Annotated in this window: 7 protein-coding genes; all 7 read left to right on the top strand. The window is 40.0% G+C overall.

Annotation, left to right across the window (positions count from 1 at the left end; genetic code table 11):
- The first annotated feature begins 230 nt into the window (after positions 1–230).
- The gene (locus LXL81_RS19355) at positions 231–464 is read left to right on the top strand and encodes a hypothetical protein (protein WP_234648413.1); all 234 of its coding nucleotides are present in this window, start codon (positions 231–233) and stop codon (positions 462–464) included.
- Positions 458–766, top strand: coding sequence for a type II toxin-antitoxin system RelE/ParE family toxin (locus tag LXL81_RS19350; protein WP_234648412.1), 309 nt, complete (start codon positions 458–460; stop codon positions 764–766). The genes LXL81_RS19355 and LXL81_RS19350 overlap by 7 nt, the downstream gene beginning before the upstream one ends.
- Before the next feature lie 213 nt (positions 767–979).
- Positions 980–3,361: an ABC transporter permease gene (locus tag LXL81_RS19345; protein WP_234648411.1), complete on the top strand. Its 2,382-nt coding sequence runs from the start codon at positions 980–982 to the stop codon at positions 3,359–3,361.
- A gap of 11 nt (positions 3,362–3,372) precedes the next feature.
- Positions 3,373–3,933 carry a hypothetical protein gene (locus tag LXL81_RS19340; protein ID WP_234648410.1) on the top strand — a complete coding sequence of 187 codons (561 nt, stop codon included), beginning with the start codon at positions 3,373–3,375 and terminating at the stop codon, positions 3,931–3,933.
- 8 nt (positions 3,934–3,941) lie between these two features.
- Entirely contained in the window at positions 3,942–6,362 is a 2,421-nt protein-coding gene (locus LXL81_RS19335; protein ID WP_234648409.1) for an ABC transporter permease, read from the top strand.
- 62 nt (positions 6,363–6,424) lie between these two features.
- Positions 6,425–8,893: an ABC transporter permease gene (locus tag LXL81_RS19330; protein WP_234648408.1), complete on the top strand. Its 2,469-nt coding sequence runs from the start codon at positions 6,425–6,427 to the stop codon at positions 8,891–8,893.
- A gap of 15 nt (positions 8,894–8,908) precedes the next feature.
- Positions 8,909–11,284: an ABC transporter permease gene (locus LXL81_RS19325; protein ID WP_234648407.1), complete on the top strand. Its 2,376-nt coding sequence runs from the start codon at positions 8,909–8,911 to the stop codon at positions 11,282–11,284.
- Positions 11,285–11,309 lie beyond the last annotated feature (25 nt).

The raw sequence follows: 11,309 nt of genomic DNA, 5'->3' as shown, positions 1-11,309 counted from the left end.
TTTGATTTGAAACAATATTCAAATTACTGATGAAGCTCCGTTTGTTTAACCTGAGGCGAGCATGTCGGAGTTTAAAGATTACTGGCAATTTCCCTAGTTAACTTACGGTAGGTTCTCAAAACGTAAAAACAGTAATGACGGTTTCTGTGAAGAGTTTGAAGTCTGTGTAGAAAATGTTAAATTCACTATTATTTTGTAAAATTTAGTGTTGGAGCTTTAAAATAATCGCGATGCAAACCAAGACAATTGATAACGAAATAGCACTGTATCTTACATTGCTTAACAAAGAGGAAAAAGAATCGATTCTTGGATTAATCAAATCGTTTCTAAAATCAAAAAATGGGGAAAACGATAGGATCTCGATTGAGCAATACAACAATGAGCTGGATGAGGCGGTTAAGAGAATCAAAAATGGGGTTTATTTAAGCCAGGAGGAAGTTGAAAATCAATCCGGTAAATGGTAGATCAGTATAGTGTTGTTTGGGATAATAATGCCCTGGAACATTTATCAGAAATATATCATCACATTTTAAAAGACTCTTATCAAAATGCTCAAAAAGTAAAATTGAAAATTTTGGAACAAACTGCACAGCTAAAAGAGGAGCCATGGCGTCATAATACAGATAAACTCAGATTGGATAAGAATCCAGCTTTTCGCGCATTTGAAATATACAGATTTAGGATTACTTATTACATTAATCAAGACGATAAAACGGTGAGCATATTAAGAGTGCGTAGTACCTGGCAAGAGCCGTTGTTATATTAGTTTTAAGGTTAGATAAAAAAGTACGCAAATGAACAAGGTGTCCGATTTCGGACACCTTGTTTTAGTTTTAACTGAGTTAATAATTTGATTATTAATGTGTTATACTGAGTGGTTGGATGTGGTATAATAATTTAATATTTGCATTGGACAATTCCCGGTCATGTGAAATCACAACAGCGCGCGTTGTCATCAACCCTTTGAAAGGCTGTAATCATGTTCAAAAACTACATTAAAATTGCTTTTCGCTCACTTTGGAAAAACCGGCTGTTTACCGGGATAAATCTTCTTGGACTTTCTCTTGGGCTGGCAAGCGCTGTAGTCCTTATTTTATTCATCCAGAGAGGATTGACTTTCGACACGTTCCATCGAGAAAGCGACCAGATTTATTTTATCCAGACAGAAGATAAAGACAGCCGATATAACCAGACTGTTTATCCGATTTTAGACCAGTTGCTGAAGACTTATCCTGAAATTAAAAAAGGAACTCATGTTCAGGGTTGGGGAAATGCATGGATTAACTACAAAGGCAAGGATATCCAGGGAAGTACAAAATATGTCGACAGCACTTTTTTTGATATTTTTTCTTTTAAACTCAAATATGGTAACGCCGCAACTGCTTTAAAAAACAAGCAATCGATTCTTATCAACAATGATATTGCCATATCGCTTTTTGGTGATACGAACCCGGTCGGACAAATTGTTTCTGTAAATGATACCCTGAATTTCACTGTAACGGGCGTACTGCAAAATTTGCCGGCTAATTCTTCCATCCAGTTTGACGTACTAATGCCTATTGCGAATCTGGAATCAGACAAGAATTTTCAGGAAAACGCAGACTGGTACAATACCTTCGCAACCGTTTACATCAAACTTGATAAGGGAGCATCTGTCAGTAAGCTCGAAGGAAAATTTCCCGGATTTGTTAAAACGCATTTCGCTGAAGGCGGTAAGGATCGAAAAATTCGTATTGCACCGATAAAAGATTTTATCCATTATCAGAATCCCTTTTTCAAAAATATGATCTACGGCGCAATGACCATCGCCGTTTTCATTTTGCTTATTATTAGTATCAATCTTATCAATTTAAATACAGCAATTGCTTTTACAAGGGCGAAGGAAGTGGCAGTTAGAAAAGTAACAGGTTCTAATCTACGGCAAATCTTAACCCAGTTCTGGTTTGAATCAGGGATTGTTTTGGTTTCGGCTTTAATACTTTCGATATTTTTTGCAGTTTCTTATCTAATCCCTCAGTTCAACGAGTATCGCCAGGGGCGTATGCAGCTGATGTTGAATTGGGAGCAGGATAAAGTTACGATTCTGACCCTACTGCTGATTATCGGAATTATTGCTTTTGTAGCGGGTACTTATCCTGCCCTTTATCTGAATAAACTTGACATCCGGGATACGATTAAAGGAAAAATTACAAAAAAAACACAGTCGAGAAGCTGGACCAGGGAGAGTTTGATTGTAATCCAGTTTGCGCTTACGATTATCCTTATTTTAGGTGCAATCAGCGTTAGAATGCAGATTGGTTTCATGAGGGAAGCAAACGTCGGTTTTGATAAAGAAAATATTGTCGTCGTCCAGTCGGATATGCAGTATAAAGATGAGAATACGGCGGTGGGGCAGTTTACTGGAATTCTGGATGATTTAAAACAAAATCCTCATATTAAAAGTATATCGACTTCCGGTGTGGTTCCGACAAAATACTGGAATAATTACAACGTCTATTTTTCCGAATCTGAGCCCGACAAAGAAATCAGGCTCAGGCAGGGAGGTACAAGTTCAGCCTATACCAAAACCTACAATATCAGGATGTTGGAAGGCCGGGATTTTTCAGAGGAGCTGGATAAAAACGGAGAAAATAATCCGGTTATTATCAATGAATCCGCCATGAAAGCACTTGGTTGGAAATCGGCGGTTGGAAAGCGTCTCCGGCCAAAAAGCAATCAAAAAGTATATACCATTGTGGGCGTGATGAAGGATTTTAATTATCAGGAATTAAAAGAACGGATTGAACCCCTGATTCACTGGTATGAAGGGACAACCGCCTTGAATAGTTACCTGACAATTAAATTTGATGATAGCAAAAATGCGGTGACGGTACTTGCTGCTCTGGAATCAAAAATGAAAAAGATCCCGGCTAAAAAGCCGTTCAAATTTTTCTATTTATCTGATGAGGTCAGCAGGCAGTATAACGATCTGGATGGTATCTGGAAAATGGTGAATTTTGTGACCATTCTTTCGATTGTCATTGCGCTTGCCGGTATTTTTGGACTGATCACACTGGCTGCAAATCAACGCATCAAGGAAGTTGGAATTCGTAAGGTTCTCGGTGCAAACGTGCGGGAAATTGCCATCCTGTTGTCGCGCGATTTTATCGCCCTTGTTACAATTTCTATTGCGATCGGACTTCCGCTTGCTTATAGTTTTGTTAAAAGTTTTCTACAAAGTTATCAGTACCATGTTGAGCTGAAATGGTATGTATTCGCTCTCGTTGGTGTTTTTGCACTGTTTCTTACCATACTCACGGTTGGTTTCCAAAGTATCAAAGCAGCGATGATGAATCCGGTAAAATCTTTAAAATCTGAATAACCAGTTTAGTCATGAAAAAATATATATTTCTCTTTTTTGCCGTAAGTAACTCTGTTGCATTCGGACAGTCAAAAACAGTTTGCCGGAGTGTTGCCACTGATGGAAATGCGCTTTCTATCCACATGAGCGGCAATATCGATGGTGAGGAATTCGATTTTGATCACACTTTTGACATTTCTTCCCTGGATAAAATTGCCAGGCTGGTTTTTAAGGATAAAATTTTGGATTCACTTGACGTGCTTGTTGCTGAAATTCCGGAACATACAATTCCCACAGTCCCCATAGCAGCAAAACCTCCGAAAGCACCTAAATCTGAGGTAACTGTCGATATGGAAGAAACTTCGACTTCTGATAATCATGATAACAATAATCGTCCAGCGGCAAAAAAACCTTTTTCAAAACAGATAAAATATAATGCAGCAGGTGAGATGTATATGCATTATCAGTTTATCAAAAATGGTGAAGATTTTGAATATGAAAGAACGTTGAATGCAAACGGGAAATCGGAAGCTGAACGCCAACGGATTATTACAGAAACAGAAAAGGAAATAGGTTTTTCAACTGGTAAATAACCAATGATATGATACGTAATTACTTCAAAATTGCATTCAGAAATCTCTGGAAAAGTAAGGGTTATGCTTCGATTAACATTGTCGGGCTTTCTGTCGCTTTTTGTATCAGCATTTTTCTCTTTCTGACCGCTTATTTTCAGTTGTCTTTCGACGGTTTCCACAAGGACGGCGACCGGATTTTTCAGGCTTATCTGTTTTCAAACAATCCTGAAAAAGAAGAGAAAGCCAGTTCCATGCCTATGCCGCTTACGCCAGCTTTAAAAGCAGAATATCCGGAAGTAGAAGCCGCTACAAGATTAATGAACGGCAGTAGTCTGGTTGAATACAAAGGCAAGTATTTTGACAAACAGGTCATGCTAACCGACCCTGATTTTCTGAAAATATTTTCTTTTCCGATGCTAAAGGGAAGTGCTGAAACTGCGCTTAATGACCTAAGCAATATTGTAATCAGCCAGAATATGGCAAAAGCTGTTTTTGGTAGCGAAGATCCGGTAGGTAAACAAATACAACTTGGATCGGAAGGAGGAAGTCAGAAGCAATACATTGTCACAGGTGTGCTCGGCGATTTCCCGGATAATTCAACCATTCAATATGATGCCTTCATCCGTATCGAAAACCATCAGCAATATCAGCAGCAAAAGGACCATTGGGGTGCCATGTCACACAAGGTTTACTTAAAATTGACACCGAATGCCGATCAGGCAGCTTTTGAAAAACGATTGAAATCTTTTTCAAAGAAATATTTTGCAGATAATATAACTACCCTGAAAAAACAAGGAGCTAAACCAGACAAACGCGGTGATATTTTTGCTGTCAGATTACAAAAACTCGCTGACATACATTTTGATAAGGACATCACGGGTGGCGCATCTTCTTCCATTTTGATTTATGCCTTAATGGGTATCGCAACTTTTATTCTGCTGATCGCCTGTATCAATTTTATTAATCTTAGTGTTGCGCGGTCATTCACCCGCGCCAGGGAAGTTGGTGTTCGTAAATCACTGGGGGCACTCAAAAATCAGCTTTTTGTCCAGATATGGGGAGAGACTTCAATGATCTGTTTTGTCGGTTTTCTTGCCGGACTATTACTTGCCTACGTTTTTCTGCCACAATTTAATGCCACTTTCAAAGCGAAATTAACGCTGGAGTATATTTTCCAGCCGGAGTCTCTGGCTATTATTTTCGGTCTTTTTGTGCTTGTCACACTCATTGCGGGCGGTTATCCGGCTTGGCAAATGTCGAAATTTAATGCTGTTGAAGTTTTAAAAGGAAAAATTACCCTGAAGCGTCCGGGAATCCTGCGTAATTCTCTGATCGTGACTCAATTCACCTTGTCCAGTTTATTGATCTGCTGCACCATTATAGCCATTCAGCAGGTAGGTTTTCTCCGCACGCAACCGCTTGGGTTTAATAAGGATCAGGTGATCAGCATTCCGGTTGGTAACAAAGCAAATGGCCAGCAGGTGCTAAGAAGAATGCACAATGCACTGGACAACGATCCGACAATTCTTGGTATTTCGGGAAGTGCTGTAAATCTTGGCGTTGGGAAAGATCACAGCACATCCAGAAGTGTGATTGGGTTTACCTATAAGGAAAAAGAAATTTCATCAGACTGGGTATCTGTGGATTATGAATACGCAAAAACACTTGGAATCAAACTCCTTGATGGCCGTGAATTTGATCCTGCATATCCAACTGACTCACTGGACAGGGTGATTATTACGGAGCAGATGGCCAAAATGATCGGGGAAAAGGATCCGGTTGGGAAATATTTTCAAACGGATACGGCAGGAGTTAAATACCAGATTATTGGTCTGGTTCCTGATTTTCATTTGTACTCGCTGAAAGCAGATCAGAAGCCGATTACTTTGCATCTTTCTCATTCTGAACCAATCAGTTATATTTTTGTTCGGGTTACTCCTCAAAGTCTGGCCGGAGCGATGGACAAGTTGAAACTTGTTTGGAAAGAAGTTGCTCCACAGGCTGAATTTATCGGTTCATATATGGATGAAAATACGGATTCCTGGTATAGGGAAGAAGAACGGTTGTCTCAGATTTTCAGTCTGGCATCCGGAGTTGCTATTTTACTTTCATGTCTGGGATTATTTGCGGTTGCCCTGATGGTAATCGAACAGCGTACGAAAGAAATTGGCGTTCGCAAAGTGTTGGGTGCCAGCATTTCAAGTATTGTCTATACACTTTCCGAAGATTTTGTGAAAATGGTCGTTTTGTCCATTATCATTGCCACGCCGCTTGCCTGGTTTTTTATGCAAAAATGGCTGGATAATTACTCTTATCGCATTGAAATCAGTTTCTGGGTTTTTGTGGCTGTCGGGATTTCGGCGATACTGATTGCTTTGGCAACGGTAAGTTTCCAATCGATAAAAGCCGCATTGATGAACCCGGTCAAGTCTTTAAAATCGGAGTAGATGGTTGTTTTGAAATGATACTTCTTGCGATTTTTTTTGCCTAACTTCTTAAAGATAAAACGATGATAAGCAATCACATTAAGGTAGCACTCCGGAATTTTCGCCGGCAGACTTTTTTCTCGCTTGTGAATGTGACCGGCCTTGGTGTCGGATTGGCTGCGTGCTGGCTTATCGGGATCTATGTTTATTATGAAAGAAGTTTTGATGAATTTCTGCCTGATGCAGACCGGATATTCTCGGTAGCGCTTGATTTTAAAATGGGCGGTGAGGAAGGAAAAACAACCAACACACCGCCACCACTTGGGCCAAGACTGGCAACCGACTATCCGGAAATCGAGATGACGGCCAGGACATTTAATCTCGGAAGTGCAATCGTTCGACGCAGCATTTCAGGCACTGAACCGCTGCAATATAATGAAACGACGGCCATCGCGGCGGATACTTTATTTTTGAAATTATTTGCTTTCCCGATGAAGGAAGGCAATTTGTCAGCCCTGGATAAGTCCGGCAGTTTGGTATTGACAGAAAAAACTGCTGAAAAATATTTTGGCTCTGTATCACCAATTGGACAGGCTCTTGAAATCAATGGAAACATTTATACGGTTACGGGCATACTAAAAGATCTTCCCGAAACGTCCTCCGTTCAATTTGACTTTTTATTGCCAATGCAAAATTTTCATGTTGTCGAAAATTTTGCCTGGAGCTGGATCTGGCTGCAAGTTGATACCTGGGCTAAATTCCGTGAAAAACCAACGCCGGAAACCTTGGCGGTGCTTGAAGCGAAATTCCCGGATATGGTAAAACGGTATGCCCCGGCGGCATACGAACGGGTAGGACAAGATTTTCTGAAACAGTTGCAAAATGGCGACAGGCTGGATGTCAAGTTAATTCCTCTGAAATCTTTGCACCTGAATGCAGCAGGTTTTTATTCCCGGCTGTCAACGCTTGGAGATAAGCAGCAGGTGAATATTTTCGCTATTGTCGGCGGGTTGATACTTCTGCTTGCCTGCGTCAACTTCATGAATCTGTCGACAGCCAGGTCGATCAAACGCACCAGAGAGGTTGGGATCCGGCGTGCACTGGGTTCAAACAAGAATGTTCTGGTCGGGCAGTTTTTGACTGAATCGATTTTGTTTAGTCTGATCGCGATGATGCTGGCTGCCGTATTAACGTCAATAACTCTACCTTTCTTTAATAAACTTACAGGATTAAGATTGGAAATTGAAGATCTTTATTCTTTCAGAATATTGCCTTTTGTTGTGCTGTTGCCACTTTTAACTGGTTTGGCTTGCGGTTTATATCCTGCTTTTTATTTTTCAAAATCCAAAACTGTTGATATTTCGAAGATGTCTGGTACAGCCGCTACCGGAGGTCACATGTTCTTGCGTAATGGTTTGGTTGTTTTTCAATTTTCGGTATCCATCGTGCTGATGTTGGGCGCTTTTGTGGTATACCAGCAATTACATTTTGCAACAAAAATTTCTCCCGGTTTGCAGCGTGAAAATGTTTTGATCATAAAAAACGCACGGCATCTGGGAAACACTTCTGCCAAAGAAACTTTTCGTCAGCAATTGTCGCAGATCCCTGCTGTTGTCAGTTCTACTTATGCCACTTACCTGCCATCTCTGGGAAGTTTTGCAGATTATTATGAGCCGGAACAAGGAGATCAAAAACATGCCGTTGTAAAAAGTCTGCTCCTGAGTTCATTTATGACGGACATGAATTTTATTCCGACATTAGGAATAGAAATTATTGCCGGACGCAATTTCTTATCCAATACCAAAAGCGATTCGTCCAGCGTGATCTTAAACGAAGCGGCTGTAAAAGCCATGGGCTGGGAAAATGCTGTTGGAAAATGGATGCGGTATCCAGGGAATAGAAACCAGCGTTTTCAAGTAATTGGTGTGATGAAAAATTTTTATAATGGATCCGTTAAACTGGCCATTGAACCGATTGCGATCTTTAACGAATCTTCCAAAAGTTATCAGACCTGGGATTCAAACGTAGCCATAAGATTATCTCCGGGTTCAGAGAAGGCCGTGATTCAGAAAGTGGAAAAGCTCTGGAAAGCTTCCGTTCCCGAGGCACCTTTTGAACATGATTTCCTTGATTCTTCCTTTTCGCGTCTTTACGTTTCGGAAGCAAAAACAAGTACTGTGCTGGGTGTTTTTACAATTCTTGCCTTGTTTATTGGCTGTCTGGGATTATTCGCATTGGCCGCGTTTACAGCTGAACAACGCACCAAGGAAATCGGGATCCGGAAAGTATTGGGTGCTTCCGTTTTTGGCCTGGTGGGTTTGTTGTCGAGAGATTTTCTAAAACTTGTATTTATTGCTATTGTTTTATCTACGCCTCTGGCGTGGTATGCAATGAATAAATGGCTGCAAAATTACGCTTATCGTGTCGATGTTTCCTGGAAGATTTTCGCCATTGCAGCGGTAACAGCCATTGTGATTTCTTTGATCACCATAAGTTTTCAAAGTATAAAAGTGGCCCTGGCCAATCCTGTAAAATCTCTTCGTTCAGAATAATAAACCTTACTTCTCATGTTCAAAAACTACCTGAAAATCGCTGCAAGGAATATTTGGAAGCATAAGGATTATTCCTTCATCAATATCGTTGGACTGGCAATGGGTATGGCCGTTTCCATGCTGATACTCATGTTTGTGATGCATGAGTATAGTTATGATAAGTTTCATAAAAACGGTGACAGGATTTATGGGGTGCTGGCGAAGGTAAAGATGGACGGGCATGAGATGCAATTCAAGAATTTCAATGCAAAACTGGGTCCATTTCTTAAACAGTCAACTCCTGAAATCCAGGACTTTGTGCGGGTAAGAGAATCCTATCAGGCTGTGGTGATTAAAAATTCAGAAAATTCGTCAGCCTTATTCAGTGAAAAATACTTCATGTTTGCAGACCCTTCTTTTTTCAAAGTATTCTCTTTTAAATTAAGGGAAGGCAATAAAAGTGAAATATTGAACAGGCCTTATACCATGGTGATTTCAGAACGCGCCGCAAAGAAATATTTTGGTGATACTGATCCTGTTGGGAAAACACTTTTGTATGAAGGAAAACATGTATTCGAAATTACCGGAGTCGCGGAAAATCCTCCTTCCAATTCTACTTTCAATTTTGATTTTGTTGCATCCATTACAACAATACCTCAGCTAAATCAAAACGGTAAAGAAATTTGGGAACATGCCGGTGCCTTCAATACCTATCTTTTACTGGATTCTGAAAATTCTGTTAAAAAAGTAGAGAAAAAAATTCTTACAGCAGGTATTGAAATGGATGATTTTGATAAAAAAGCTGATTACTCGTTGGAAGGGTTTACAACTGTTCATCTTGGAAATAATTCAACGGATTCAGGGGGGAATATCAAACTGATCAAAATTTTTGCCGGTATTGCTTCATTAATACCATTTCTGGCACTTTTTAATTACATGAGTCTCACCACAGCCAGGGCGACACAGCGGGCAAAGGAAGTAGGCGTTCGTAAAGTTGCGGGGGCAGGGAGAAGCGGTTTGATCAAACAATTTTACACTGAATCAATTTTGGTTTGCTGTATTGCGTTTGGTTTGTCTTTTGTCCTGGTCGAGCTTATGCGCCAGCCATTTTATAATTTACTAAATCTAAATATTGACGCTTCGTTTCTTTTAACTCCATCATTCATAGCCATACTAAGCGGTATTTTGCTTTTTAGCGCTTTCATTGCGGGAAGTTATCCCGCATTGATTTTGTCCGGATTTTCTCCGATTGAAGTATTAAAAGGACGATTGGGAAGCCAGCAAAAAGGTGCTGGTTTAAGAAAGGTCTTTATGGTTTTCCAGTTTACAGTTTCCATCGCACTGATTGTTTGCAGCTTAATCATTCAGCAGCAGTTGTCATTTATGCAAAATGTCAAATTGGGGCTTAATAAAGACCAGATGCTGAACATCCCGATAAGTGGATCCATCGGCAAAAATTATTTTTCATTTAAAAATGAAATAGCTGAACTGACTGGTGTCGAACAGGTTGCTTTTTCCAGTACTGGATTATACAAGGGGTATAACATGTTTTTTTCTCAGAATAAATCAACACAGAAAGATGTGAGTATATCCTATGCCGAAGTTGATGCCAATTATATAAATACGCTCGGATTGGCCTGGAAAGTTAAGCCGGAGGGCAGTTCGTGGAAAAACGGAAATGGAATGCTGCTGAATGAGTCGGCGATAAAAGAATTAGGTTTAAAAGGAGATCCTCTCGGACAAAAAGTATTTAACAGAACGGTTGTAGGCATTTTAAGAAACTTCCGTTTTGCATCAACCAAAGATGAAAAACTTCCTATGGGACTTTTTATTATCAGTGACACGACTAATATGTTGGCTAATGAACAAAGCTCCGGGATTTTATTCGCCAAAATGGATCCTAAATCCAATATTGTTGAAAAGATCAAATCGATAGAAAGTATTTATAAAAAATATTCGGCCGACAAACCTTTTGAATACTACTTTCTCGACGATGCTTTCAATGATACCTTTAAGACCGAAATCCGAATGGCAAAAATGTTTACCATCTTCACCGCTTTTGCCATTTTCATTGCCTGCATGGGTCTTTTTGGTTTGGTCACATTTACAGCAGAAACACGTACGAAGGAAATCGGGGTTCGCAAGGTTCTGGGTGCCAGTGTCACGAGCGTAGTAGCGTTGCTGTCAAAAGATTTTTTTAAGCTGGTTTTCATTTCAATTCTGCTGGCGACACCTGTTGCCTGGTATTTAATGCATCAATGGTTACAGGATTTTTCAGAGCGGATTGAAATAGCCTGGTGGGTTTTTGCATTAGCAGGCCTTATGGCCATGGTTATCACGATATTCACCGTAAGTTTCCAAAGCATCAAAGCAGCACTCATGAACCCGGTAAAATCTCTTAAAACAGACTAAAAAGACACATCTAAACATCAATTAT

Origin of the sequence: Dyadobacter sp. CY356, assembly GCF_021440195.1 — a bacterium.
Taxonomy (GTDB): domain Bacteria; phylum Bacteroidota; class Bacteroidia; order Cytophagales; family Spirosomataceae; genus Dyadobacter.
Note: the sequence above shows the minus strand (reverse complement) of the source record. Positions and strands in the feature narration are given on the sequence as shown.

What these genes read in the sequence shown, in the direction of transcription:
- LXL81_RS19355 (WP_234648413.1), top strand. Translation starts at nt 231, where the DNA reads ATGCAAACCAAGACAATTGATAACGAAATAGCACTGTATCTTACATTG.
- LXL81_RS19350 (WP_234648412.1), top strand. Translation starts at nt 458, where the DNA reads ATGGTAGATCAGTATAGTGTTGTTTGGGATAATAATGCCCTGGAACAT.
- LXL81_RS19345 (WP_234648411.1), top strand. Translation starts at nt 980, where the DNA reads ATGTTCAAAAACTACATTAAAATTGCTTTTCGCTCACTTTGGAAAAAC.
- LXL81_RS19340 (WP_234648410.1), top strand. Translation starts at nt 3,373, where the DNA reads ATGAAAAAATATATATTTCTCTTTTTTGCCGTAAGTAACTCTGTTGCA.
- LXL81_RS19335 (WP_234648409.1), top strand. Translation starts at nt 3,942, where the DNA reads ATGATACGTAATTACTTCAAAATTGCATTCAGAAATCTCTGGAAAAGT.
- LXL81_RS19330 (WP_234648408.1), top strand. Translation starts at nt 6,425, where the DNA reads ATGATAAGCAATCACATTAAGGTAGCACTCCGGAATTTTCGCCGGCAG.
- LXL81_RS19325 (WP_234648407.1), top strand. Translation starts at nt 8,909, where the DNA reads ATGTTCAAAAACTACCTGAAAATCGCTGCAAGGAATATTTGGAAGCAT.